This is a genomic window from Sinorhizobium sp. 8-89, from assembly GCF_030124325.1.
Lineage (GTDB): Bacteria > Pseudomonadota > Alphaproteobacteria > Rhizobiales > Rhizobiaceae > Sinorhizobium.
Genome location: NZ_JASKLR010000005.1, coordinates 223,951 through 248,792, shown reverse-complemented (window position 1 = coordinate 248,792; position 24,842 = coordinate 223,951). Strand labels below are relative to the sequence as shown.

Annotated in this window: 19 protein-coding genes and 1 pseudogene; 14 read left to right on the top strand and 6 right to left on the bottom strand. The window is 62.5% G+C overall.

All coding sequences use genetic code 11. The annotated features are described in order from the left end of the window. Nucleotides 1–256 precede the first annotated feature (256 nt). Nucleotides 257–1,137 (top strand): annotated as a pseudogene (gene pdxY / locus QN219_RS13390) (pyridoxal kinase PdxY). 72 nt (nt 1,138–1,209) lie between these two features. Beyond that, entirely contained in the window at nt 1,210–1,851 is a 642-nt protein-coding gene (locus QN219_RS13385) for a carbonic anhydrase (RefSeq protein ID WP_284000172.1), read from the top strand. 69 nt (nt 1,852–1,920) lie between these two features. Here the strand turns inward: QN219_RS13385 and QN219_RS13380 are convergent, their stop codons facing one another. Both QN219_RS13380 and QN219_RS13375 read right to left on the bottom strand, forming a co-directional pair. After that, nucleotides 1,921–2,742 carry a lytic transglycosylase domain-containing protein gene (locus QN219_RS13380; protein ID WP_284000171.1) on the bottom strand — a complete coding sequence of 274 codons (822 nt, stop codon included), beginning with the start codon at nt 2,740–2,742 and terminating at the stop codon, nt 1,921–1,923. Nucleotides 2,743–2,918: 176 nt separating this feature from the next. Continuing rightward, nucleotides 2,919–3,953: an aspartate-semialdehyde dehydrogenase gene (locus QN219_RS13375; protein WP_269280170.1), complete on the bottom strand. Its 1,035-nt coding sequence runs from the start codon at nt 3,951–3,953 to the stop codon at nt 2,919–2,921. Between the two features lie 553 nt (nt 3,954–4,506). Here QN219_RS13375 and QN219_RS13370 point away from each other — a divergent pair. Beyond that, nucleotides 4,507–6,396, top strand: coding sequence for an MFS transporter (locus QN219_RS13370; RefSeq protein ID WP_284000170.1), 1,890 nt, complete (start codon nt 4,507–4,509; stop codon nt 6,394–6,396). Between the two features lie 103 nt (nt 6,397–6,499). Here the strand turns inward: QN219_RS13370 and QN219_RS13365 are convergent, their stop codons facing one another. Both QN219_RS13365 and leuB read right to left on the bottom strand, forming a co-directional pair. Then, the gene (locus QN219_RS13365) at nt 6,500–7,198 is read right to left on the bottom strand and encodes a phosphatase PAP2 family protein (RefSeq protein ID WP_284000169.1); all 699 of its coding nucleotides are present in this window, start codon (nt 7,196–7,198) and stop codon (nt 6,500–6,502) included. 154 nt (nt 7,199–7,352) lie between these two features. Next, a complete protein-coding gene (gene leuB, locus QN219_RS13360) occupies nt 7,353–8,465 on the bottom strand; it encodes a 3-isopropylmalate dehydrogenase (RefSeq protein WP_284000168.1) in 1,113 nt (370 codons plus the stop codon). A 174-nt stretch (nt 8,466–8,639) separates the two neighbouring features. Here leuB and QN219_RS13355 point away from each other — a divergent pair, with 174 nt between their 5' ends. Together QN219_RS13355 and QN219_RS13350 are read left to right on the top strand one after the other, a co-directional pair. Next, nucleotides 8,640–9,281 carry a LysE family translocator gene (locus QN219_RS13355; RefSeq protein ID WP_284000167.1) on the top strand — a complete coding sequence of 214 codons (642 nt, stop codon included), beginning with the start codon at nt 8,640–8,642 and terminating at the stop codon, nt 9,279–9,281. 83 nt (nt 9,282–9,364) lie between these two features. Further along, the gene (locus QN219_RS13350) at nt 9,365–11,452 is read left to right on the top strand and encodes a M3 family metallopeptidase (RefSeq protein ID WP_284000166.1); all 2,088 of its coding nucleotides are present in this window, start codon (nt 9,365–9,367) and stop codon (nt 11,450–11,452) included. Between the two features lie 110 nt (nt 11,453–11,562). Here QN219_RS13350 and QN219_RS13345 read toward each other — a convergent pair whose 3' ends face one another. Then, nucleotides 11,563–12,735, bottom strand: a complete 1,173-nt coding sequence (locus QN219_RS13345; protein ID WP_284000303.1) for a dihydrodipicolinate synthase family protein — start codon at nt 12,733–12,735, stop codon at nt 11,563–11,565. 319 nt (nt 12,736–13,054) lie between these two features. Between QN219_RS13345 and QN219_RS13340 the strand changes: the two genes are divergently transcribed. From QN219_RS13340 to QN219_RS13320, 5 genes are read left to right on the top strand one after another with little or no spacing between them, the layout of a single operon-like run. Further along, on the top strand, nt 13,055–14,098 hold the full coding sequence (locus QN219_RS13340; RefSeq protein ID WP_284000165.1) for a LacI family DNA-binding transcriptional regulator: 1,044 nt from the start codon (nt 13,055–13,057) through the stop codon (nt 14,096–14,098). Next, the gene (locus QN219_RS13335) at nt 14,095–15,096 is read left to right on the top strand and encodes a Gfo/Idh/MocA family oxidoreductase (RefSeq protein ID WP_284000164.1); all 1,002 of its coding nucleotides are present in this window, start codon (nt 14,095–14,097) and stop codon (nt 15,094–15,096) included. The genes QN219_RS13340 and QN219_RS13335 overlap by 4 nt, the downstream gene beginning before the upstream one ends. A 5-nt stretch (nt 15,097–15,101) precedes the next feature. Continuing rightward, nucleotides 15,102–16,715: an acyl CoA:acetate/3-ketoacid CoA transferase gene (locus QN219_RS13330; protein ID WP_284000163.1), complete on the top strand. Its 1,614-nt coding sequence runs from the start codon at nt 15,102–15,104 to the stop codon at nt 16,713–16,715. Further along, nucleotides 16,708–17,487, top strand: a complete 780-nt coding sequence (locus tag QN219_RS13325; RefSeq protein WP_284000162.1) for an enoyl-CoA hydratase/isomerase family protein — start codon at nt 16,708–16,710, stop codon at nt 17,485–17,487. Before QN219_RS13330 ends, QN219_RS13325 begins: the two co-directional genes overlap by 8 nt. Then, nucleotides 17,487–18,995, top strand: a complete 1,509-nt coding sequence (locus tag QN219_RS13320) for an aldehyde dehydrogenase family protein (RefSeq protein ID WP_284000161.1) — start codon at nt 17,487–17,489, stop codon at nt 18,993–18,995. The genes QN219_RS13325 and QN219_RS13320 overlap by 1 nt, the downstream gene beginning before the upstream one ends. Before the next feature lie 104 nt (nt 18,996–19,099). Here the strand turns inward: QN219_RS13320 and QN219_RS13315 are convergent, their stop codons facing one another. Continuing rightward, nucleotides 19,100–20,170, bottom strand: coding sequence for a LacI family transcriptional regulator (locus QN219_RS13315; protein ID WP_284000160.1), 1,071 nt, complete (start codon nt 20,168–20,170; stop codon nt 19,100–19,102). A gap of 330 nt (nt 20,171–20,500) precedes the next feature. Here QN219_RS13315 and QN219_RS13310 point away from each other — a divergent pair, with 330 nt between their 5' ends. The 4 genes from QN219_RS13310 (at nt 20,501) to QN219_RS13295 (ending at nt 24,834) form a co-directional block, all read left to right on the top strand. Then, nucleotides 20,501–21,745: an ABC transporter substrate-binding protein gene (locus QN219_RS13310; RefSeq protein WP_405052136.1), complete on the top strand. Its 1,245-nt coding sequence runs from the start codon at nt 20,501–20,503 to the stop codon at nt 21,743–21,745. A 212-nt stretch (nt 21,746–21,957) separates the two neighbouring features. After that, nucleotides 21,958–22,839 (top strand): carbohydrate ABC transporter permease, encoded by an 882-nt coding sequence (locus QN219_RS13305; RefSeq protein ID WP_173508653.1) that lies wholly within the window; start codon nt 21,958–21,960, stop codon nt 22,837–22,839. Beyond that, a complete protein-coding gene (locus QN219_RS13300) occupies nt 22,836–23,717 on the top strand; it encodes a carbohydrate ABC transporter permease (protein WP_269280203.1) in 882 nt (293 codons plus the stop codon). The genes QN219_RS13305 and QN219_RS13300 overlap by 4 nt, the downstream gene beginning before the upstream one ends. A gap of 4 nt (nt 23,718–23,721) precedes the next feature. Next, nucleotides 23,722–24,834, top strand: coding sequence for an ABC transporter ATP-binding protein (locus QN219_RS13295; RefSeq protein WP_284000159.1), 1,113 nt, complete (start codon nt 23,722–23,724; stop codon nt 24,832–24,834). Nucleotides 24,835–24,842: the final 8 nt, after the last annotated feature.

The following is a 24,842-nucleotide window of genomic DNA, read 5'->3' as shown; positions in this document are numbered from 1 at the left end:
GAACCTATCAGAACCATGGCCAATGGCGACCGTTTTATGTCCGTTTTCGGCAAAATCGAGCTGAATTTTGGAGAAATTCGCGCGATTTCGACCTAAATCCATTTAAATCGAAGGCGATTTTGCAAAAATTGCTCGAAAAACGGTGGAAACGCACGAAAACGCCGAAGGCTAGTTCCGGGCATGTCTGGCATCCGCTGTTGACAGGCCGGTGACAGTCGGGCGATCACACCTCGATTCGAAGGAATGGGATTGCCCGATGCCCGAAATGCATGCCGCACCCGGCGCCGTCATCGTTATTTCAAGCCATGTGGTTCGCGGCACCGTCGGCAACCGGGCCGCGGTCTTCGCGCTGGAGACGCTCGGGCACCGCGTCTGGGCTGTGCCGACGGTGATTCTGCCGTGGCATCCCGGCCACGGCCCTTCGACACGGTGACGATCGCCGATCAGCAGTTCCAGTCGATCATCGAGGATCTCGCCAATGCGCGTTGGACCGGCGAGGTGCAGGCGGTTCTCTCCGGGTATCTGGGTTCGCCGGGCCACGTCGAAGGCGTTGCTGACCTCGTGACGGCATTACGTCAGCGTAATCCAGATCTTGTATACGCCTGCGACCCAATCATCGGCGATGGCAACGGCCTTTATGTCTCCGCCGAGATTGCCGCCGCCGTTCGCGACCGGCTGCTGCCGCTGGCGACACTGGCGACGCCCAACCGCTTCGAGCTCTCGTGGCTTGCCGGGGCCGCGCTTGAAACGAATACGGCGATTCTCGATGCGGCACTCGGTCTTGGACCGTCTCGCGTGCTGGTGACCTCGGCGATCCCGATGATGAGCGGTGGCACCGGCAATCTCTATCTGTCGGGCAACCATGCGCTGCTCGCCGAACACCGGTTGATCGACAATCCGCCGAACGGCACCGGCGATCTGCTCGCCGCCGTTTTTCTGGCGCGGCTGCTTCAGGGGCTTTCGGAAGAGCGGGCGCTGCAGATGGCGACCGCCAGCGTATTCGAGATCATCGCGCGCACGGCGAAGCGTGGCGCCGACGAGCTGACGCTCGAGCAGGATGCCTCGAGCCTCGCAACGCCCATGGCCATGGTGCAGATGCGGCGCCTCTTGCATCCAGGCCAGGTGCGGCGGAGATAAAGAGTATTCACGAGCAGCCATTGCATGGCATCGTGGATTGATGTGTCAGCAGCATTGGGGTAACCGATCGATATGCAGCGCTTTCCGGATCACCTTCTGAACGGCTACCGCAACTTCATGAGCGGTCGTTTCAACGAACAGCAACAGCGCTATCGGACACTCGCCGAAAGCGGCCAGAAGCCGAGGACGATGGTCATTGCCTGTTGCGACTCGCGGGCCGCGCCGGAAACTATCTTCGATAGCGGCCCCGGAGAACTCTTCGTCGTTCGCAACGTCGCCAACATGATGCCGCCTTATGAGCCGGACGGGCACTATCACTCAACGTCGGCCGCTCTCGAATTCGCCGTCCAGTCGCTCCGCGTCAGCGACATCGTCGTCATGGGGCATGGGCGCTGCGGTGGCATCAAGGCGGCACTCGATCCGGACGCCGAGCCCCTGTCCCCCGGCGATTTCATCGGCCGCTGGATGAACCTGCTGAAGCCGGCCGCGGAACAGATCCAGAGCAACGAATTCATGACACAGGCGGAACGCCAAAGGGCGCTTGAACGGGTGTCGATCCGGAACTCGCTTGCCAACCTGCGCACCTTCCCCTGTGTCCAGATTCTCGAAGCGAAGGGCAAGCTGCAGCTTCATGGCGCCTGGTTCGACATCTCGACCGGCGAACTTTGGCTGATGGACGCCAAGACAGGCGATTTCGCCCGCCCCGGGATATAATCGTCCGCCGTTGCAAAAAAGCCCGGTCCTTCCGAACCGGGCTCGAAATCCACTTTCTGTTGGTCGCGATCAGTCGCCGTCAATCTCGGCGCCGATGATGGCGATCGCTTGCTGGTACACGCTGGCGGCGTTCCATCCCTGGATCGCACCGTAGTTGACTTCCCCGGGTTGATAGCCGGCGCCCGGCTGCCAACCATGGCCGCGCAGGAAGTTTGCCGTCGAGGCGAGCGCGTCCGCCTTGGAGCGTACCATGTCGATATGGCCGTTGCCATCCCCGTCGACGCCATATTTCAAGACGTTTGCCGGCAGGAACTGGGTCTGTCCGATCTCACCATGGGCAGCACCCCGAGCAGCCGGGTTCAGGTCGCCGCGCTCGACGAGTTGCAGCGCCGCATAAAGCTGGTTGGTGAAATAGTCGGAGCGCCGGCAGTCATAGGCAAGCGTCGAAACGGCCGAGAGCGTGTGTTCCTTGCCCATGAAGGAACCGAAGCCGGTTTCCATCCCCCAGATCGCAATCAGCGGCCCCGCCGGGACGCCGAAGCGCTGTTCGATGCTGGCGAACAGCTTGGCGTTCTGCGCCCGCATCTTCTTGCCGCGCGAGATAATCACCTGACCGCCGCGCTTCTGCATGAACTGGTCAAGCGAGAGCTTGAAGCTCTTCTGGCCGCGGTCCGCGCGGATGGTCGCCCTGTTATAGGAAACGTTGGAGAGTACCTGGTCGAGCACCGACCGGCTGATGCCGTTGCCGGCGGCTTCCTGCTTGAACTCAGCTACCCAGGCCGCAAAGCCGCTCCCATCATTGCCGCATTGAGCCGCCGCGGCGGCCGTGGGAAGGATTGCCGTCGAAACCAGGGCCGCAAGCCCCGCCGCTACGCACTTTGCCCTGTGCATGAAATACCCCGTCATTGCCCGAACAATCGCTTGTCTTCATTACTGGTCCCGCGTCGCGGGATGCTAAGTCATGTTTCACGTGAATCCGCCCAACACCGGCGGAAGAACCCGATGCGAAGGCCCGCGGGCCCTTGGCGGACCGGGCGGGGCCTTACTTCAGTCCCGAGCGGGGCCGGTCAGGCGGCCTGCTTGCGGGGCTTGACCAGACCGCGATTGACAAGCAGCTCGGCGATCTGGATGGCGTTGAGCGCGGCGCCCTTGCGCAGGTTGTCGGAGACAACCCACATGTTAAGGCCGTTCTCGACCGTGGCGTCCTCGCGGATGCGCGAAATATAGGTCGCGTCTTCGCCAGCGCATTCGTAAGGCGTCACATAGCCGCCGTTCTCATGCTTGTCGACGACCAGGCAACCCGGCGCTTCGCGCAGGATCTCGCGCGCCTCGTCGGCGGTGATTTCATTCTCGAATTCGATATTGACCGATTCCGAATGACCGATGAAGACCGGTACGCGCACGGCCGTGCAGGTCACCTTGATCTTCGGATCGAGCATCTTCTTGGTTTCTGCCAGAACCTTCCACTCTTCCTTGGTGTAACCGTCTTCCATGAACACGTCGATGTGCGGGATGACGTTGAAGGCGATCCGCTTGGTGAACTTCTTGCTCTCGATCGGATCGGCAACGAAGACGGCGCGGGTCTGGTTGAAAAGCTCGTCCATGCCGTCCTTGCCGGCGCCAGAGACCGACTGATAGGTCGAAACGACGACGCGCTTGATCTTGGCGTGGTCATGCAGCGGCTTCAGCGCTACGACGAGTTGGGCCGTCGAGCAATTCGGGTTGGCGATGATGTTCTTCTTGGAGAAAAGGGCGATCGCATCCGGGTTCACTTCCGGAACAATCAGCGGTACGTCGGCGTCGTAGCGCCAAGCGGAAGAATTGTCGATGACGACGCAGCCCTGCTGGCCGATCTTTGGCGAATACTTCTGCGAAACCGCGCCGCCGGCCGACATCAGGCAGATGTCCGTATCGGAGAAATCATAAGTTTCGAGGTTGGAAACCTTCAGCGTCTTGTCGCCATAGGAAACTTCGGTGCCGATGGAGCGCGACGAGGCGAGCGCCACAACTTCATCGGCGGGAAATCCGCGTTCCGAAAGGATGTTCAGCATCTCCCGGCCGACATTGCCGGTGGCGCCTGCGACTGCAATCTTGAAACCCATGATCTAAGCTCTCTTTCTGTCTCTCCTCGTCTGGTGGAGGGGGAAGCCGCGCGGGAAGTCCGCGAGGTTTCCTGTCCCCGGCCTTACCGGGGAGAGAGCGGAGGGCCAGAGACGTCAGACGGTTTTCGTCGTCGTTTTGGCCGTTGTTTTGCTAGCGAGCGAGAAATAGCGAGCCTGCCCGGCGACTGCCGGCAAGATCGACGCAGCGATGGACGGACCGTTCGGTCGCATTGCGGTTTCCTCGTTCGCCGCTGCTCTTACGCGGTTTTCGGCAAGAGTCAAGCCGCCGCCGGCGTTTGCCGCCATCGCTGGCTATTCGCCAGCGCTGGAAAGAACGGAAACCGCGCCACACTATTGCGTGATCCCAGCTTCGGGATCGCGCCCGATCGCCGCATTAGACGAAAGTCATAAGCCCAAAGCATCTCTGCCTCGGTCCGCGCTTTTCTGACATCTTCTTGCGAGGCGCACCACGCCCGGACGTTCAGGGAGGAATGGCCGGGCCTGGGAATGGGCGCTCCAATATATGCCAATTTTGGAGTGGAGGATCATCAAAATGGCGAATGTCGCAACCGTGGATGGCGCAAAAGCCCGTCCTATGACCGGCGAGGAGAAGAAGGTCATCTTCGCTTCATCGCTCGGTACCGTCTTCGAATGGTACGATTTCTATCTTTATGGCTCGCTTGCTGTTTATATCGGCGCGACCTTCTTCAGCTCGTACCCCGAAACGACGCGAAACATCTTCGCCCTGCTTGCGTTCGCTGCGGGCTTCCTGGTGCGCCCGTTCGGCGCGCTCGTTTTCGGTCGTCTCGGCGATCTCGTCGGCCGCAAGTATACGTTCCTCGTGACGATTCTGATCATGGGTCTGTCGACCTTCCTGGTCGGTATCCTGCCGGGAGCCGCTTCGATCGGCATCGCTGCTCCGATCCTGCTGCTCGTGCTGCGCATGCTTCAGGGCCTCGCCCTCGGTGGCGAATACGGCGGTGCAGCGACCTACGTCGCCGAACACGCGCCGCATGGACGCCGCGGCTATTTCACCTCGTGGATCCAGACCACCGCAACGCTTGGCCTGTTCCTCTCGCTGGTGGTCATCCTGTTCGTGCAGTTCCTCGTCGGCAAGGAAGCCTTCGCGGCCTGGGGCTGGCGCATTCCGTTCCTGGTCTCCGTCGCGCTTCTTGGTGTTTCCGTCTGGATCCGCCTGAAGATGAACGAATCGCCGGCCTTCAAGAAGATGAAGGAAGAAGGCAAGGGCTCGAAGGCGCCGCTGTCGGAGGCCTTCGGCCAGTGGAGGAACGCCAAGATCGCGCTTCTCGCTCTTTTCGGCGCCGTGGTCGGCCAGGCCGTCGTCTGGTATTCCGGTCAATTCTACGCGCTGTTCTTCCTGACGGGCGTTCTCAAGGTTGACGGTCAGTCGGCGAACCTGATGGTTGCCGCCTCGCTGCTCCTCGGTACCGGTTTCTTCGTCTTCTTCGGTTGGCTTTCCGACAAGATCGGCCGCAAGCCGATCATCATGGCCGGCCTGCTGCTCGCCATGCTCACCTATTTCCCGCTGTTCAAGGCGCTGACCTGGGCCGGCAACCCTGCCCTTGCCGAAGCACAGGAAAGTGTCCGCGCAACGGTTACCGCGGCGCCGGGCGACTGCAAATTCCAGTTCAACCCGACCGGAACGGCAAAATTCACGACCTCGTGCGACATTGCTACCGCGTTCCTGACGAAGAACTCCGTTCCCTATGACGTCGTGACGACGGCTGCTGCCGGAACGCCGGCGACCGTCAAGATCGGTGAAACGACGATTGCCAGCTACGATGCGGTCGCCGCGGGGGACAAGGCCAAGGCAGAGGATGCGGCCTTCAGCAAGCAGGTCAACATGGCGCTTCAGGCTTCCGGCTATCCGCTGGTGCGTGCGGCGGCGAAGGTTCCGGAATCCAAGCTCGACGCCTTCGTCGCGGCCAATCCGGAACTGGCGCTTGACGCGGCTGCTGTCCGCGCCGGCGAAAAGGCCACGGTACCGGCCGACAAGCTGGTTGCCGACAAGCTGCTGACCAAGGAAGAAGTCGGCGGCGCCACGGAAATGGCGGTCTATTCGATCGACAAGGGCGGGGCCTTCTCGATGGTGGCCGATCCGGACCGCGTCAACTGGACGACGATCATCGCCGTGCTGACCGTTCTCGTCATCTATGTGACGATGGTCTACGGGCCGATCGCCGCGCTCCTGGTCGAACTCTTCCCGACCCGCATCCGCTATACCGGCATGTCGCTGCCCTACCACATCGGCAACGGCTGGTTCGGCGGTCTGCTCCCGGCAACGGCCTTCGCGATGAGCGCGGCGCAGGGCGATATCTATTATGGCCTCTGGTACCCGATTGTCTTCGCCGGCATCACGCTGGTCATCGGCCTCTTGTTCCTGCCGGAAACCAAGGATCGCGATATCCACGTAATGGACTGAGTGGGGCAACCAAAATCACGACGCGGGATGCGGGCGGAGACCCCGTTCCTCATCTCGCCGAACGACCTCTCCTGACTCCGGCGCGGCCTTCCGCGCCGGCTTTTTATTTGTCCACTTGCTGGGAGGTCGCGTTTTTCGGTGCCGGCCAGCCGCTCGCGTCCAGGCGGAAGAGCCAGCCTTGCCGGGCAAAAACGAACGCGATCATCATCGCGACCCAGAGGCCGAGCAGCAGGCCGGCGGCAACATCGCTCGGATAGTGTGCGCCGACGATTACGCGCGAAACGCCGATTGCCAATGCCAGTATCAGAAACACGGGTCTCAACTGCGGCATCAGCATCGCGAAGGCGCCGAAAAGGGCGCCGGCCGCCATCGAATGGCCCGACGGGAAGCTTTCAAACAATCGTTCACCGGTAAACGGCGTCAGGCTGTAGGCGCCGTAGTCGGCGAAAAGTTCCGGCCGCGCCCGGCCGATCAGAAATTTCAGCCCGTGCACCAGCACGCTTGCGGTGCCGATCGTCAGAAGAAAATAGGCGGACAGATTGCGCGCGCTTCTCGCTCGGTGCCGAACCGTGTCGTGACGCGAGGCGCGCCGGGCAATGTAGGCGACCAGCAGCAGGAAGGCAGAAGTATAGATCATCCAGGCAAATGTGCCGAAATCGGTAATCGTCCGGTTGAAGGCGACGATTTCTTCCGGCAGGTCCTGCGCCCATTGCGACAGTTGCGGATCGAAGGGAACGAGGGCAAGCACGAGCACCAGAGTCGTCAGGAATATCCAGGCCGTGGAAGCAAGCGGTTGATTCATATCTCGTCTTTCCTTTGCATCCTCCTGCATGTGAAACCGGATGCAACGAAATCAAGACCCAAATATAAAACACCTCCGGAACGTCTCCGGAGGTGCTTGTTCATCGGACCACATCGGCATGAGCCGAAAGAAACGTCAGATGCCGGTGCGCCGGTCAGACGGTAAGCGCCTTGAACTCGGCAAGGATCGCGTCGCCCATCTCGGTGGTGCCGACCTGGCGGCAACCGTCGGCCATGATGTCGCCGGTTCGGATGCCCTTGTCGAGCACGTTGGCGATCGCCTTTTCCAGATTGTCGGCTTCCTTCACGAGGCTGAAGGAATAGCGCAGGCACATGGCGAAGGAAGCGATCATGGCGATCGGGTTGGCAATGCCCTTGCCGGCAATGTCCGGCGCCGAGCCGTGCACGGGCTCGTAGAGTGCCTTGCGCTTGCGGGTCTTCGGATCAGGCGCGCCGAGCGAAGCCGACGGCAGCATGCCGAGGGAACCGGTCAGCATGGCGGCGACGTCGGAAAGCATGTCGCCGAAGAGATTGTCGGTGACGATCACATCGAACTGCTTCGGCTGGCGCACGAGCTGCATGCCGCCGGCATCCGCCAGCATATGCTCGAGTTGGACATCGGAGTATTTCGTCTTGTGCGTCTCGGTAACCACCTGGTTCCAGAGCACGCCGGATTTCATCACGTTGCGCTTTTCCATCGAGCAGACGCGGTTCTTTCGCGTGCGCGCCAGCTCGAAGGCGACACCCGAGATGCGCTCGATCTCGTAGGTGTCGTAGACCTGCGTGTCGATGCCGCGCTTCTGGCCGTTGCCGAGATCGATGATCTCCTTCGGCTCGCCGAAATAAACGCCGCCGGTCAGTTCGCGAACGATGAGGATATCGAGTCCTTCGACCAGCTCCGGCTTCAACGACGAGGCGTTGGCAAGCGCCGGATAGCAGATGGCGGGCCTCAGATTGGCGAAGAGCTCCAGATCCTTGCGCAGGCGCAGCAGGCCGGCTTCCGGCCGCACCTCGTAGGGAACCGCATCCCAGTTCGGTCCGCCGACGGCGCCGAAGAGCACGGCATCGGCGGCGAGCGCCTTCGCCATGTCCCCTTCCGAGATCGCCACGCCATGGGCGTCATAGGCGGAGCCGCCCACGAGGCCTTCATCCGTCACGAAGCCGGCACCGAGTTCGGCGTTCATGTAGGCGATGATTTTGCGGACTTCCGCCATGGCTTCCGGGCCGATGCCGTCGCCGGGCAGAAGGAAGAGATTGCGCACAGTCATGGATAGTCCTTCTCGCGGGAAAAAACTCGGGCGCGTTCTAGCGCAACTTCGTATCGAGGGAAATCGCGTCGACGAAAGATTTGTGCGCGCCGGCTCGCCCGGCCCTCTCCGTTTCCGCTTGACGGAATCGCGCGCTGCGGCTCGAATGGCCGCACTCAACCGGAGATTTTCCAGATGTCCGAGACGCTTCTTGTCGGTGCCTTTCTCGCAGCACTTTCCTATACGCTGATCCCCGGCCCCGCTTTTCTGGCGCTCCTCGGCATCGGCGCCGGCCAGGGCCGCAAGGCCGGCGCGCTCTTCATGGGCGGGCATCTCGCCGGCGACATTGTCTGGTCGACGCTGGCGCTCGTCGCGATCGTCGGGGCGCGGTCGATCGGAACGGCGATCTTCGATATTCTCGGCCTCTTCTGCGGCGCCTATCTTGCCTGGATCGGCTGGACCGCGCTCCGCGCCCGGCCGAAGGGCGAGAACCGCGTTCTGCTGACCGTGGAACGGCCGCTGCGCCGCGGCCTGATTTTCGGGCTCACCAATCCCAAAGGCTATCCGGTGGCGCTGGCGACGTTCACGGCGTTGCTCGCCGGTTCAGCCAACGCGCTCGAGTTCAACGCCCTGCCGATGCTGCTCGCAGTGTCGCTGATCGGTTTCCTCGTCGCCGATGTAATTCTGATCGCGATCATCGGCGCTTCCGTCGTTCGCCGATTCTATCGCCGTCACGAGCTGGCCATTGTCCGGCTCTCCGGTCTTCTGTTCATCGGCTTTGCCGCACAGGCGGTCTGGCATGCGGCGCCCGGCCTTTTCGGCGTGCGCAAGCCTTGACGTTGGTCAGATTGCCAACCACTTCAAACATCTCCGCCGGCTAGCGCCCGCATCCGCCGGCCCAGCATGCGAAAGGAATCCCCATGACTGCAAGCGCTTCGCTCAACCCCGCTCTTGTGAACTGGACCGGACACGAGGGGCTGCCGCGCTTCGATGCGGTGAAGGACGAAGATTTCGCACCTGCCTTCGATGCGGCGCTCGCAGCCCACGAAGCGGAGATCGATGCGATCGCCCATAATCCGGAACCGCCGACCTTCGAAAACACGGTCGTCGCCCTCGAAATCGCCGGAGACGAGCTTTCGCGTGTCTCGGCGCTCTTCTGGAACAAGGCCGGCGCCCATGCCAACGACGTGATCCAGGCGCTCGAGCGCGAGATTGCGCCGAAGATGTCGCGGCATTATTCGAAGATCGGCATGAATCCGGCCCTGTTCAGGCGCATCGACACATTGTGGGAGAAGCGCGAAGAGTTCGGCCTCGACCTTGAGGCGACGCGTGTCCTCGAACGCCACTGGAAGGGCTTCGTCAAGTCCGGCGCCAAGCTCGACAAGCCGGAGCAGGAGCGGCTTGCCGCCATCAATGAGAAGCTTGCCGGCCTCGGCGCCAAGTTCGGCCAGAACGTGCTTGCCGACGAGAAGAACTGGGCGCTGTTGCTGGCGAGCGAAGAGGAACTCGCCGGCCTTCCGGAATTCCTCAAGGATGCGATGGCGGCGGCGGCCCGCGACAGAGGTGAAGAGGGCAAATACGCGGTCACCCTGTCTCGCTCGATCATCGAGCCGTTCCTGACCTTCTCCGACAACCGCGAGCTTCGCGAACAGGCATTCAGGGCCTGGACCGCCCGCGGCGAAAACGGCGGCGAGACCGACAATCTCGGCATTATCGCCGAGACGCTGGCGCTCCGGGCGGAGAAGGCAATACTGCTCGGATACGAGAATTTCGCGTCACTGAAGCTCGACGACACCATGGCGAAGACGCCCGAGGCCGTGAACGGCCTCTTGATGCAGGTCTGGGAGAAGGCAGTCGTGCGCGCCCGCGAGGAAGAGGCGGATCTCGCCAAACTGATTGCCGCGGAAGGGCGCAATCACGAGGTCATGCCGTGGGATTGGCGCCATTATGCCGAAAAGCTCAGGGCGGAAAAATTCAACTTCTCCGAAAGCGAGCTGAAGCCCTATCTCCAGCTCGAGAAGATCATAGACGCCTGCTTCGATGTCGCCCAGCGTCTCTTCGGCGTAACGGCCACGGAGAAGAAGGGCATTCCTGCCTATCATCCAGATGTCCGCGTCTTCGAGATCCGCGACGCCTCCGGCAAGCTGGTCGCGCTCTTCCTGGGCGATTACTTCGCCCGTTCCTCCAAGCGCTCCGGCGCATGGATGAGTTCATTCCAGGCCCAGCATAAGCTGAAGCTGAAGAATGGCGAGGAAGGTGAAATCCCGATCGTCTACAATGTCTGCAACTTCGCGAAACCGGCCGACGGCAAGCCGGCCCTGCTTTCGATCGACGATGCCCGAACACTGTTCCACGAGTTCGGCCATGCGCTCCACGGCATGCTCTCCAACGTCACCTATCCTTCCGTAGCCGGCACCGGCGTTTCGCGCGATTTTGTCGAGCTGCCGTCGCAGCTCTATGAGCATTGGCTGACCGTTCCGGATATCCTGAAGACCTATGCGGTGCATTACCAGACGGGCGAACCGATGCCTCAGGCCCTGCTCGAAAAGGTGCTGGCGGCGAGGACCTTTAATTCCGGTTTCGCCACGGTCGAATTCACCTCCTCGGCGCTGGTCGACATGGCCTATCACACGGCGGAGACCATCGCCGAACCCATGGCACTGGAAGCGGCGACGCTCGAAAGGATCAGCATGCCGAAATCGATCGTCATGCGCCACCGCAGTCCGCATTTCCTGCACGTCTTTTCCGGCGATGGCTATTCCGCAGGCTACTATTCCTACATGTGGTCGGAGGTGCTCGACGCCGACGCCTTCGCCGCCTTCGAGGAAACAGGCAATCCGTTCGATCCGCAGACCGCGCAGAAGCTCAAGGACAACATCTATTCGGTCGGCGGTGCCGTCGATCCGGAGGACGCCTACAAGGCTTTCCGCGGCAAGCTGCCGAGCCCGGATGCGATGCTGAAGAAGAAGGGGCTGGCGGCCCTAGCGCCGCCCTCGCCCGCTTCTTAGATCACGATGATTTTAGGTCGAATCGACCTGAAATCATAAACGTGATTGATTCTAATAAGTTAGAGCGGGATGCGCGCGGAAAACCGCTCACACTTTTCCTCATCTCGCTCTTAGTCCGCCTGTTCGACACCGAGGACGGCGAGAAAATTGCGCATCCGCGCCGCCGCGAGCTCTGGTTTGTCGAGCACATTGGCCCGGTCGGCCAGGCGAAAGATGTCGGCATAGTGCAGGAGCCCGCGGGCGGATTGCAGGCCGGCCGGCAGGGTGAAGTGACGCTGGTGGCCGTTCAGCCAGGCGAGGAAGACGACGCCGGCCTTGTAGTATTGCGTCGGCGCCTCAAAGATCTTGCGCGACAAGGGTACGGTCGGCTCGATCACGCCGCGGAAGGTGGTGACATCGCCTTCTGCCAAGGCGGCAAGCGCCTTCGAAGCGGAAGGCGCCACGGCGTCGAAAATACCGAGCAGCGCATGGCTGTATTTCTGGCCCTCCCCCTCGATCAGTTTCGCGTAGTTGAAATCGTCGCCGGTGAAGCAGAGCACGCCCTCCGGAAGGCCATTGCGCAGCGCCACTTCCTTGGCGTTGTCGAGGAGAGAAATCTTGATGCCTTCGACCTTGGTACTGTTCTCGGAGATGATCGACAGCACCGATTCCAGCGCTTCCTCGAAATTCTCCGAGCCCCAGTAACCCCCTAGCTGCGGGTCGAACATGTCGCCGAGCCAGTGCAGCACCACCTTGTCCTTGGCCTGGCGCAGGATATGGCCGTAGACACGGCGGTAGTCGTCGGCCGATCGTGCAATACGGGCCAGAGCACGGCTCGCCATCATGATCGCCCGGCCGCCCTCGGCCTCGACGAAGCCGATCTGCTCCTCGTAGGCGGCGATGACATCCTCGATCGAACGCGCCGCGTCGGGAGAAAGATGGTCGGTGCCGGCGCCGCAGGCGAGATCGGCTTCCGGAACGCTCTTCGCCTCGGCAAGCGAACGGCGGATCAGTTCCTGCGCGTCCGGCCAGGCAAGCCCCATGCCGCGTTGGGCGGTGTCCATCGCCTCGGCGATCTTGAAGCCGAGGCTCCAGAGGTGATGGCGAAAGGCCATTGTCGCGTCCCAGTCGATCGCCGGCCTTCCCCACGGATCACTATCGCGCAGCGGATCGGAGACGACATGGGCGGCCGCGTAGGCGATGCGGTTGAAGGTCGGAACCTGGGCGGGCCGGGCGATGGGCGTCCCCTGCAGCCGGTAATGTTCGAGCGAGCCGTCTTGGCGCGGTAGCGTCAGGCTGGTCATCGGCATGGATCCTCCACTTATGTTGCGGTCACTGGATAATTTAGATCGTTCCAAATTTCAAGATCAAAATCGGCGAGCTGCTCGGCGTTTGATCAATTAGCGGCCCAGAGTCGATCATCCGTCCAGTCGTCGTGTAAGCGCCAACCCGCATGGTTTCTCAGCTAATTCTCTGCACGGCTTATCAATTTTGCAGGAACTCGTACGATCCGGATTTCCGTTACTCCATGCCGACGCGCATGAAAAAAGTGAATAGAAAGTACTTGACGGAATTGGAACGTTCCAATTACTAAGAAGGTAAGACGTGAATTGGGAGGTCATCGTGGCGAAGGAACGGGTAACGGTTATCGATATAGCGCGCGCCGCCGGCGTGTCGAAATCGACCGTGTCGCTCGTCCTGCAGGGGAGCTCCCTCGTCAATGAGGCGACGCGGGCGAAGGTGAACGCGGCGATCCGCGAGCTTGGCTATGTCTACAACCGCAGCGCCGCGAATTTGCGCCAGTCGAAGTCGAAGATCATCGGCATCGTCGTCAATGACCTGACCAACAGCTTCTTCGCTGAACTCGCAGTCGGTGTCGATGCCGTCGTGCAGTCTGCCGGTTTCGTGCAATTCCTCGCCAATACCAGTGAAAAAATCGAGCGCCAGCGCGAGGTGATCGCGTCCATGCGCGAGCACGGCGTGTCAGGTCTCATCATTTCGCCGGCGCGTGGAACCGAAGCCTCCGATCTCGCGCCGCTCGTCGAGAGCGGCATTCCCGTCGTGCTCGTCGTTCGCGATATTACCGGTGCCGGCGTTTCCTCGCTGACCTCGGACAATCACGCCGGCGCTGTCGCCGCCGTCCGTCACCTGATCGAGCGCGGCCACCGCCGCATCGCCTTTCTCGGCGGCTTTGCCGATACCGCTGTCTTCAAGTCACGCGTGCGCGGCCATCGGGATGCGCTGCTTGAGGCCGGACTCGGCCCGCAAAATGAGCTGGTCATCGGTTCCGCGCCGTCGCGCGCCGGCGGCGTCACGGCCATCGAGCAGGCGATGATGCTGAAAGAGCGGCCGACCGCGGCGCTCTGCTTCAACGACGCCGTCGCCTTCGGGGTTTGCGACGGCTTGCGGGCACGGCGGTTGGAGCCGGGGGCGGATTTTGCCGTGATCGGCTTCGACGACGTGATCGAGGCGAAGACGGCGGTGCCCGCGCTCACCACGGTCTCCGTCGACCCGCAGGGCATGGGCGAGCACGCGGCGGAATTGCTCTTGAAGCAGATCAAAGCGGGCCGCGCGGAACCGGAGGCGATCGTCAGCTCGGTGCGGCTTGTCGTTCGCCAGAGCTGCGGCGCAGCGGCCGAACGAAGAATGAAGGAGGTCTCGTCATGATTCGCTGGGGATTGATCGGCGCGAGCACGATCGCGCGCGAGTGGGTAATCGGAGCCATCCGCGCGACGGGCGGAGACGTCGTCTCGGTGATGAGTTCGAGCGCGGAGCGGGGCCAGGCTTACGCGGCGGAAAACGGCATCGCCAAGGCCGTGACGAGCCTCGACGAGCTCGTCGGCGACCCGGATGTCGATGCCGTCTACATCTCGACAACCAACGAGTTGCATCACGATCAGGCGCTGGCGGCGATCCGTGCCGGCAAGCACGTTCTCTGTGAGAAGCCGCTGGCGATGAATCTCAACGACGGCTGCGAAATGGTGCTGACCGCGTGCGAGGCTGGCGTCGTGCTCGGCACGAATCATCATCTACGCAACGCCGCCACACATCGGGCCATGCGCGAAGCGATCGCCGCAGGCCGGATCGGCAGGCCGATTGCGGCGCGGGTGTTCCACGCCGTCTATCTGCCGCCGCATCTGCAGGGCTGGCGGCTCGACAAGCCGGAGGCGGGTGGTGGCGTCATCCTCGACATCACCGTGCACGACGCCGACACGCTGCGCTTCATCCTTAACGACGAGCCGATCGAGGCGGTGGCGATCAGCCATAGCGCCGGCATGGGCAAGGAGGGGCTGGAGGACGGCGTGATGGGGGTCTTGCGCTTCCGTTCGGGTGTCATCGCCCAGTTCCACGATGCTTTCACCACGAAATACGCCGAGACCGGCCTCGAAGTGCACGGCACCGAAGGCTCGCTGATCGGTCGCAACGTGATGACGCAGCGGCCCGTCGGCACCGTCGTGCTGCGCAATGAAGAGGGCGAGAGCGAACTGCCTCTCGATCACCGCAATCTCTACGAGACGGCGCTTGCGGCCTTCCACGCCGCGATCGAGGGGAAGGGCGCACCGTCCGCCACCGGCGAAGACGGAGTTTGGTCGCTGGCGGCCGGCCTCGCGGTGGCGAAGGCGGCGGCCACCGGCATGGCCGTCCAGATCGAAACGGGACTTTGAACTCCATGAGCAAGCACATTTCACCGGCGGAAGCGGCGGCCCTGATACCAGACGGCGCGGTCGTTTCAGTCTCCTCCTCGAGCGGCCTCGGCTGCCCGGACCTGATGCTGAAGGCTATCGGCGAGCGCTTCGACGCGACCGGCCATCCGCGCGACCTTACGACCCTGCATCCGATCGCGGCCGGTGACATGAGTGGGATCAAGGGTGTCGATTACATCGCCAAGAGAGGCCTCCTGAAGAAGATCATCGGCGGATCCTATCCCTCCGGTCCGTCCAGCGCCGAACCGCCGCTGATCTGGCAGATGATCGGTGCCGACGAAGTGGCCGCCTACAACATTCCTTCCGGCATTCTCTTCGACATGCACCGCGAGGCGGCGGCGAAACGCCCGGGCGTCATGACCAAGATCGGGCTCGATACGTTCGTCGATCCGTCACGCGAAGGCTGTGCCATGAACGCGTCCGCCGCGGCGGAGCCGGTGGTGAAGAAGATCGCCTTCGAGGGCGAGGACTGGCTTTATTTCAAGGCGATCGCGCCTCAGGTGGCGATCATCCGGGCGACGACGGCGGACGAGCGCGGCAACCTGACCTACGAGCATGAGGGCGCCTATCTCGGCGGGCTGGACCAGGCGCTTGCCGCACGCAACAACGGCGGCATCGTCATTGCCCAGGTCAAGCGCATCACCAAGGAAGGCTCGCTGAAACCCCATGACGTCCGCGTGCCGGGCGTGCTGATCGACTATGTGGTCGTCGATCCGGACCAGAAGCAGACGACGCAGACGCTTTACGATCCCGCCATTTCCGGCGAGATCTTCCGCCCGCTCGATAGTTTCCGCGTTCCCGAATTCAACATTCAGAAGGTGATCGCCCGCCGCGTCGCGCAAGAGCTCGAAGCGGGCAGTGCGGTCAATCTCGGTTTCGGAATTTCCGCGAATGTGCCGCGCATCCTGCTGGAAGAAGGCCTGCATGGGGCGGTCACCTGGGTGATCGAGCAGGGGGCCGTCGGCGGCGTGCCGCTCCTCGATTTCGCCTTCGGTTGCGCATCGAATGCGGACGCCTTCATGCCGTCGCCCTACCAGTTCACCTATTTCCAGGGCGCGGGCTTTGATGCGTCGCTGCTTTCCTTCCTGGAAATCGATCGTACCGGCTCGGTTAACGTCTCGAAGCTCAGTTTCCGGCCGCATGTGACGGCCGGCGCCGGCGGCTTCGTCGACATCACCGCGCGGGCGAAGAAGATCGTCTTCTCCGGCATGTTCAATGCCGGCGCGAAACTCTCGGTCGCCGACGGCCGGCTCGTGATCGAGAGGGAAGGCAAGCTGAAAAAGCTTGTCGATCAGGTCGAGCACGTCACTTTCTCCGGTCGCCGGGCGGTCGAGCAGGGGCAGGACGTCACCTATGTCACCGAGCGTTGCGTGATGAAGCTGACGCCCGAGGGCATCGTTCTGACGGAAATCGCGCCGGGTGCGGATCTGCAGGTACACATTCTCGACCAATCGGAATTTCCGCTGATCGTCTCCGACAGCTTGAAAGTGATGGATGGCGCCCTGTTCAACGAGGCGCCCCTCGGTCTGACTTTGCCGGCCAAGGCCGCGCGGAGCATCGCGGGAGGCGCCCATGGCTGACGAACGCATCCGGATCGAGGTCGAAGGCGCGGTCGCCATCATGACCGCGTCGAGGCCTGAAAAGCTCAACGCCTTCGACATCGATATGTTGAAGGCGCTCGCTGCCGCCTGCGACGCGGTCGAGGCGGACCGCAATGTGCGCGTCGCGATCCTTACCGGCGAGGGCAAGGCCTTCTCCGCCGGCGGCGATATCAAGGCTTGGGGCGGCATGGATGCGGCCGAATTCGGCCATGACTGGGTGCGCTTCGGCCACCGCGTTTTCGAGCGACTCGCCACCTTGCGCATGCCGGTGATCGCGGCGCTCAACGGTCATGCGCTTGGCGGCGGCTTGGAACTGGCCGCGACGGCCGACATCCGCATCGCCGAAAGACAGGTGAAGATCGGCCTGCCGGAAACAAGCCTCGGCATGGTGCCTGGCTGGTCCGGCACGCAGCGCCTGGTCTCCCGCTTCGGTGCGCAGATCGTGCGGCGCATGGTGCTCGGTGGCGAGATGTTCTCCGCAGAGGAGGCGAGGGCCGAGGGGCTGGTCGATGCCGTGGTCGAGACCGGCACGGTAATGCAGGCAGCGCGGGACTATGCCGCCCGCATCGCAAGCCGCGGGCCGGCGGCACTGGAAATATCGAAACTGATGATCGCCTCGGCGAACGGCGAGGACAACGGCGCGGCGGTCGAGGCGCTGGGCTCGATCCTTGTTGCCAAGACCGGCGATCTCAAGGAGGGCGTCGCAGCCTTCAGTGAAAAGCGCGAAGCGCGCTTCAAGGGAGAATGGTGATGACGGTTCCGGTGAGACCCAAGGCACTCGGCGATTACAAGATCCGCGAATTCCGAATGCTGATCGACGGCAAGTGGGTCGATGGCGCCGAAGGCCGCACGATCGAGCGGGTGGCGCCTGGCCATGGCGTGACCGTCAGCCGCTATCAGGCGGCGACGAAGGTCGATGCCGAACGCGCGATCGCGGCGGCAAGGCGTGCGTTCGACGATGGTCCCTGGCCGCGCATGACCGCGTCGGAGCGGTCGCTGATCCTGCTGCGCGCCGCCGACATGATCGCCGCGCGCGCCGATGAACTCGCCTTTCTCGATGCGATCGAATCGGGCAAGCCGATCAGCCAGGCCAAGGGCGAAATGGCGGGTGCCGCCGATATCTGGCGCTATGCCGCAGCACTTGCGCGTGATCTCTCCGGGGAAAGCTACAATACGCTTGGGGACGGCACGCTCGGCGTCGTGCTGCGCGAGGCGATCGGCGTCGTGTCGATCATCACGCCGTGGAATTTTCCGTTCCTGATCGTTAGCCAGAAGCTGCCGTTCGCGCTCGCCGCGGGCTGCACGACGGTGGTGAAACCGTCGGAGCTCACCTCCGCGTCTACGCTCGTTCTCGGTGAAATTCTCGAGGCGGCGGGCGTGCCGGCCGGTGTCGTCAACATCATCGTCGGCACGGGGTCGGAGGCTGGTGCGCCGCTGACGAGCCATCCGGACGTCGACATGGTTTCCTTCACCGGTTCGACCGGCGTCGGCCGGCTCACCATGGCGAATGCCGCGCAGACCTTGAAAAAGGTCTCGCTCGAACTCGGCGGCAAGAACCCGCAGATCGTCTTTCCCGATGCCAGTCTCGATGAGTTCATCGATGCCGCCGTCTTCGGTGCCTATTTCAATGCTGGCGAATGCTGCAATGCCGGCTCGCGGCTGATCCTCCACCGCGACATCGCCGACGAGGTCACCGCGCGCGTCGCGGCACTCTCGGCAAAAGTGAAGGTCGGCGATCCGCTTGATCCCGAAACGCAGGTTGGTGCAATCATCACGCCCCAGCATCTCGAAAAGATCGCCGGCTATGTTTCCGCCGCGTCGGGCGATGGCGCGACCGTTGCCCACGGCGGCGCGGCGCTCGATCTCGGCATGGGGCAGTTCATGGCGCCGACGATCCTCTCGGCCGTCCGGCCGGAAATGGCGGTCGCCCGGGAAGAGGTGTTCGGTCCGGTCCTCTCCGTCCTCACCTTCGAGACGACGGAGGAGGCGATCCGCATCGCCAACTCCATCGACTATGGGCTTTCGGCCGGCGTCTGGAGCCGCGATTTCGATACCTGTCTCACCATCGGCCGCCGCGTGCGCGCCGGCACGATCTGGATGAACACTTTCATGGACGGTGCATCGGAGCTGCCCTTCGGCGGCTACCGGCAATCCGGCCTTGGCCGCGAGCTCGGACGTCATGCGGTCGAGGACTACACGGAGACCAAGACGCTCAACATGCATATCGGCCAGCGCACCAGCTGGTGGATGCCGCGCTGAGATCGGATCCGGAGGAGCTGAAGATGGAGAGGCTGACGGCACGCGCGGAAAAGATCGAGAGGCGATATCCGAACGCCCGTGCGCGCCGGCCCTTCTTGCCGTCTTCAGCCCGCCGCGCCCGCGGCTTGCGTCTCGAAGGGAAGCTCGGGACTCAGCAGCAATTGCAGTTCATTGACGTCCGTGCTGCCGGCGATACGGCGCAGGAGGATGCGGCCCATATGCTCGCCGGTTGCGGTCAGATCCTCGTAGATCGTGTCGACCTGCGGCTGGATCGCGCCCAGCAGCTGCGACGTCTGCTTGGCGACGATGTCGTATTCGAGCCCAAGCGTCAGGCCGCAGTCGGTCATGCCGGTGATCGTTGCGAGCGCGCAGACCTCGCCGCCGCAGGCGAAACCGTCCGGAGGGTCCTTTTCCGCGTAACGTCGCCGAATGCGGTCGCGGATGGCGCCCGCCGGGCTGTCCAGATCGATGTCGGAAAGAATTTCATAGGCGCAGCCGGCCTCGCGCACCGCGGTCATGAAGCCGTGCTGGATGTGGCCGGCGAAGGTGTAGCCCGCGGGGCCGCTGATGAGCGCCAGCTTGCGCCGTCCTTTTGCGATCAGCCGGCGCGTCGCCTCGTAGGCGAAAGTGAAATTGTCGTAGTCGACGAAGGCATGCGCCGTCGCGAGTTCCGTGCGGCCATGCGTGACGAAAGGGAAGCCGTTTTCGGAGAGCAGCATGACCCGCGGATCGAGTGGTTCGGTGCGCGAGAAGATCAAGCCGTCCGCCATGCTGTTGCGGATGATGTAGTTGATCGCATCGATATTCGCGGCGTTCAGGAAATTCGGCATGACGATCAGGTGGTACGACGTGCCTTGCAGCGCCTTGGCGATGCCGGCCATCACGGATGTTCCGTAACCCAGGATTTCCTCGTGCGGCTCGAGCAGGACCGCGATGACGTTGGTGCGACCGGTTTTCAGGCGCTGGGCGGCGCGGTCGGGCGAGTAACCGATATCGAGCGCCACCTGGCGAACACGGTTGCGCGTCTCGAGCGATATCTGCGGGGCGTTGGCCAGTGCCCGCGACACGGTGGTGACGGCAAGACCGGTGATGTCCGCAATGGTGCGCAGCGTCGGCTTGCCGCGGCTGTTTGCCGGGCCGTTGCCGGACCTGACGGATTTGGAGCGAGCGGCCAATGGTTCTTTCCTGCGAACGATCAAGAGCGGTTTTGTAACGTGACGCGACCCATTAGGCAATCGTATGATGAAAACGTTTTAAATGGACGAACGGAGCCGATTTTGTTGCGCTGCACTATACCTGTGATGCCGTATAATCCAGCAAATTCAGTCGGTTTAGGTGCCAAGACTGCGCAACGGTCCCGAGCGCTTGACTTGGCGGTATTTGTAACGTTTTAAATTGGCCGGGCGGCGCATGCCGCAGGCCCATTGCCGTCCGGTGAAGACGGGCGGCATCCAAAAAAGGCGGAGGAGATTCCGCTTCGGTAACTTGCAAACGGGAGGATAACGATGCGCAAGTTGATGACGACGACAGCTGTTGCAGCACTGATGTTGGCGGCGACAGCCGCGCGCGCAGCAGAGAACGTGGAAGTGTTGCACTGGTGGACGTCCGGTGGCGAGGCTGCGGCACTCGATGTTCTCAAAAAGGATCTGGAGGGCAAGGGCATCGGCTGGACCGACATGCCGGTCGCCGGCGGCGGCGGCACCGAAGCGATGACCGTGCTTCGCGCCCGCGTCACCTCCGGTAATGCTCCGACCGCGGTGCAGATGCTCGGCTTCGACATTCTCGACTGGGCAAAGGAAGGCGCGCTCGGCAACCTCGACGAGATTGCCGCCAAGGAAGGCTGGGACAAGGTGGTTCCAACCGCGCTGCAGCAATTCTCGAAATATGACGGCCACTGGATCGCCGCTCCGGTCAACGTCCATTCGACGAACTGGGTCTGGATCAACAAGGCTGCACTCGACAAGGCCGGCGGCAAGGAGCCGACTAGCTGGGATGAACTGATCGCGCTGCTCGACAAGTTCAAGGAGCAGGGCATCACGCCGGTCGCCCATGGTGGCCAGCCCTGGCAGGACGCGACGATCTTCGACGCGGTCGTGCTCTCGCTCGGCAACGACTTCTACAAGCAGGCCTTCATCGACCTCGATCCGGCGGCCCTCGGCGGCGACAAGATGAAGGAAGCCTTCGATCGCATGACGAAGCTCCGTTCCTATGTCGACGACAACTTCTCCGGCCGCGATTGGAACCTCGCATCGGCCATGGTCATCGAAGACAAGGCCGGCCTGCAGTTCATGGGTGACTGGGCGAAGGGCGAGTTCCTGAAGGCGAAGAAGGTGCCGGGTACCGATTTCGTCTGCATACGCTTCCCGGGAACGCAAGGGTCCGTCACCTTCAACTCCGACCAGTTCGCCATGTTCAAGGTCTCGGAAGACAAGGTTCCGGCTCAGCTGCAGATGGCTTCGGCCATCGAAAGCCCGACCTTCCAGTCGGCCTTCAACGTCGTCAAGGGGTCCGTTCCGGCCCGTACCGACGTTCCGGATACCGACTTCGACGCCTGCGGTAAGAAGGGCATCAAGGACCTTGCCGAAGCCAATGCCAAGGGCACGCTTTACGGCTCCATGGCCCATGGCCACGCCAACCCGGCGTCCGTCAAAAACGCGATCTACGACGTTGTGACGCGTCAGTTCAACGGCGAGCTCAGCTCGGAAGACGCTGTGAAGGAACTCGCCGCGGCGGTCGAGGCCGCGAAGTAAGCGGACGAGGGATTTGCCTCATCCGCTTGCCGGCACCTTCTCCCCGCTCACGGGGAGAAGGGACGAGGGCGGCCCGCTCCGGCGCTCCCCTTTGCCCCTTTTGGGGCGAGCTGGCGCACCTCTGTCCCTCTCCCTGCTCGCGGGGAGAGGGCCTGGTTGAGGGGGCAGACGCGCGGAACGAACGAAACGATACGTCAACGGTGGTAACGATCATGGATAGCCGCACCCGGCTGCAGGAGCTTTTGCCCAAGCTCGTGCTCGCCCCCAGCTTTCTCATAGTTCTGGTGTTCGTCTACGGCTTCATAGCCTATACCGGCTTCCTCTCGATGACGGACAGCAAGATGCTGCCGTCCTACAATTTCGTCGGCCTGCTGAATTACAGCCGGCTTTGGGCCCTGCCGCACTGGTGGCGGGCGGTCAGCAACCTCGCGATCTTCGCGACGCTTTATATCGCCATCTGCTCGGTGCTGGGCCTGGCGCTGGCCATCCTGCTCGACCAGAAGATCAGGGCCGAGGGGTTCCTTCGGCCGATCTATCTCTACCCGATGGCGCTTTCCTTCATCGTCACCGGAACGGCGTGGAAGTGGTTCCTCGATCCGGGCATCGGGCTTGAGAACACCATGCATCTCTGGGGATGGGAGAGCTTCTCCTTCAACTGGATCAAGGACCGCAACTTCGCGATCTACTGCGTCGTCATCGCCGCCGTCTGGCAATCGACCGGCTTCATCATGGCGATGTTCCTGGCTGGCCTGCGCGGCGTCGACAATGAAATCATCAAGGCCGCCCAGATTGACGGAGCGAAGACGTCGACCATCTACCGGCGCATCATCATTCCGCTGATGCGGCCCGTCTTCCTCTCGGCCTTCGTCGTCCTCGCCCATCTTGCGATCAAGGCTTACGACCTGATCATCGCCCTGACCGGCGGCGGGCCGGGCCAGGCGACCGAACTGCCGGCGACCTTCATGTATTCCTATACCTTCACCCGCAACCAGATGGGCATCGGCGCATCCTCGGCGATCATCATGCTGGTGATGATCTTCTCGATCATCATTCCCTACCTCTATTCCGAAATCCGGGGAGGAAAACGCCAATGAGAGCTCCCAGCCCAGACAATGTCATCTCGCACAACCGCCTGGCGCGGGCACTGATCTACACGGCGCTGATCCTCTTTGCGCTCTACTCCCTGCTGCCGCTCTACGTGATGGTGGTGAATTCGCTGAAGCCGCTCGATGAAATCCGCCAGGGCGGCATGCTGAACCTGCCTGAGACCTGGACGGTCGAGCCCTGGCTTTCCGCCTGGTCGACCGCGCAGATCGGCGTTCAGCCGACGGGCCTTCGTCCCTTCTTCATCAACTCGATCCTGATGGTGGTCCCGGCGGTCGCCATCTCGACGATCATCGGCGCGCTCAATGGCTACGTGCTGACGAAGTGGCGCTTTCCGGGAGCAAACATCTTCTTCGGAATGCTGCTGCTCTCCTGCTTCATCCCGTTCCAGATCGTGCTGATCCCGATGGCGCGCATTCTCGGCGTGCTAGGCATTGCCGGGTCGATCTGGGGGCTGATCCTCGTGCATGTGGTCTATGGCATCGGCTTCACGACGCTTTATTTCCGCAACTACTACGAGGCCTTCCCGACCGAACTGGTGCGCGCGGCGCAGATCGACGGCGCGAGCTTCTTCCAGATCTTCCGGCGCATCATGCTGCCGTCTTCCGGGCCGATCATCGTCGTCTCGGTCATCTGGCAGTTCACCAATATCTGGAACGACTTCCTGTTCGGTGCCTCTTTCTCGGGACCCTTTTCGACGCCGATGACGGTCGCGCTCAACAACCTGGTTTCGTCGTCCACGGGGGTCAAGGAATACAACGTCCACTTCGCGGGCGCGATCCTCGCCGCCCTGCCAACGCTCATCGTCTATATCGTGTCCGGCCGCTACTTCGTCCGCGGGCTGATGTCCGGCGCCGTGAAAGGATAAGCTCATGTCTTTCTTGAAAATCAGCAACCTGCGCAAGTCCTACGGCTCTCTTGAAATCCTCAAGGACATCAATCTGGAGATCGAGAAGGGCGGTTTCCTCGTCCTCGTCGGTCCGTCGGGCTGCGGCAAGTCGACCCTCCTGAACACCATCGCGGGCCTGGAACCGATCACCTCGGGGGACATTGCGATCAACGGCCGGTCGGTCTCGGGGCTCCACCCGTCGAAGCGCGATATCGCCATGGTGTTCCAGTCCTACGCGCTCTACCCGAACATGACGGTCGCCGGAAACATCGCCTTCGGCATGGAAATCCGCGGCGTGCCGAAGGAGGAGCGCGAGAAGGCGATCAAGCAGGTCGCCGACATGCTGCAGATCGGCCATCTGCTCGATCGCAAGCCGAGCCAGCTTTCCGGTGGCCAGCGCCAGCGCGTCGCCATGGGCCGCGCGCTAGTGCGCAATCCGCAGGTCTTCCTCTTCGACGAACCGCTGTCGAACCTCGATGCGAAACTGCGCGTCGATATGCGCACCGAGATCAAGCGCCTGCATCACCGGATGAAGACGACGATCGTCTACGTGACGCACGACCAGATCGAGGCGATGACGCTCGCCACCAAGATCGCCGTCTTGAAGGACGGGGTGCTGCAGCAGTTCGGCTCGCCGGCCGAGATCTACAACAACCCTGCCAACATGTTCGTCGCCGATTTCATGGGGTCGCCGGCGATGAACCTGCTGACCGCCCGCATCGAAAAGACCGGCGCCGACGTCGCAGTCACGCTGGCACGGCCGAACGCCGAGCCATTGAAGCTTGCCGTGCCGCATAACGGCGCCCTGTCCGCCTATGCCGGCAAGGATGTCGTGTTCGGCATCCGGCCAGAGGCGCTGACGGATCCCGATGGTGCCGACCGCAACGCGAAATATGTCGCGGAAGGCGAGTGCCTGATCGAGGTGGTCGAGCCGGCCGGCTCCGACACCTTTGCGGTCACGCGTCTCGGCGGCAAGGAAATCGTCGCCCGGCTGCGCGCCGACGCGCGCATTGCACCCGGTCAAACGTCGCGGCTCGCCTTCAACCTCGACAAGGCGGTGTTCTTCGATCCGCAGAGCCAGATGCGGATCGCGTGAGCATGGCG

Excerpts from the sequence above, each read along its gene's own strand:
- QN219_RS13355 (WP_284000167.1), top strand. The coding sequence starts at position 8,640 with ATGTCCGAGACGCTTCTTGTCGGTGCCTTTCTCGCAGCACTTTCCTAT.
- QN219_RS13385 (WP_284000172.1), top strand. The coding sequence starts at position 1,210 with ATGCAGCGCTTTCCGGATCACCTTCTGAACGGCTACCGCAACTTCATG.
- QN219_RS13305 (WP_173508653.1), top strand. The coding sequence starts at position 21,958 with ATGGATAGCCGCACCCGGCTGCAGGAGCTTTTGCCCAAGCTCGTGCTC.
- QN219_RS13310 (WP_405052136.1), top strand. The coding sequence starts at position 20,501 with ATGCGCAAGTTGATGACGACGACAGCTGTTGCAGCACTGATGTTGGCG.
- QN219_RS13350 (WP_284000166.1), top strand. The coding sequence starts at position 9,365 with ATGACTGCAAGCGCTTCGCTCAACCCCGCTCTTGTGAACTGGACCGGA.
- QN219_RS13320 (WP_284000161.1), top strand. The coding sequence starts at position 17,487 with ATGACGGTTCCGGTGAGACCCAAGGCACTCGGCGATTACAAGATCCGC.
- QN219_RS13380 (WP_284000171.1), bottom strand. The coding sequence starts at position 2,742 with ATGCACAGGGCAAAGTGCGTAGCGGCGGGGCTTGCGGCCCTGGTTTCG.
- QN219_RS13330 (WP_284000163.1), top strand. The coding sequence starts at position 15,102 with ATGAGCAAGCACATTTCACCGGCGGAAGCGGCGGCCCTGATACCAGAC.
- QN219_RS13325 (WP_284000162.1), top strand. The coding sequence starts at position 16,708 with ATGGCTGACGAACGCATCCGGATCGAGGTCGAAGGCGCGGTCGCCATC.
- QN219_RS13300 (WP_269280203.1), top strand. The coding sequence starts at position 22,836 with ATGAGAGCTCCCAGCCCAGACAATGTCATCTCGCACAACCGCCTGGCG.
- QN219_RS13370 (WP_284000170.1), top strand. The coding sequence starts at position 4,507 with ATGGCGAATGTCGCAACCGTGGATGGCGCAAAAGCCCGTCCTATGACC.
- QN219_RS13345 (WP_284000303.1), bottom strand. The coding sequence starts at position 12,735 with ATGACCAGCCTGACGCTACCGCGCCAAGACGGCTCGCTCGAACATTAC.
- QN219_RS13375 (WP_269280170.1), bottom strand. The coding sequence starts at position 3,953 with ATGGGTTTCAAGATTGCAGTCGCAGGCGCCACCGGCAATGTCGGCCGG.
- QN219_RS13365 (WP_284000169.1), bottom strand. The coding sequence starts at position 7,198 with ATGAATCAACCGCTTGCTTCCACGGCCTGGATATTCCTGACGACTCTG.
- QN219_RS13335 (WP_284000164.1), top strand. The coding sequence starts at position 14,095 with ATGATTCGCTGGGGATTGATCGGCGCGAGCACGATCGCGCGCGAGTGG.
- QN219_RS13295 (WP_284000159.1), top strand. The coding sequence starts at position 23,722 with ATGTCTTTCTTGAAAATCAGCAACCTGCGCAAGTCCTACGGCTCTCTT.
- leuB (WP_284000168.1), bottom strand. The coding sequence starts at position 8,465 with ATGACTGTGCGCAATCTCTTCCTTCTGCCCGGCGACGGCATCGGCCCG.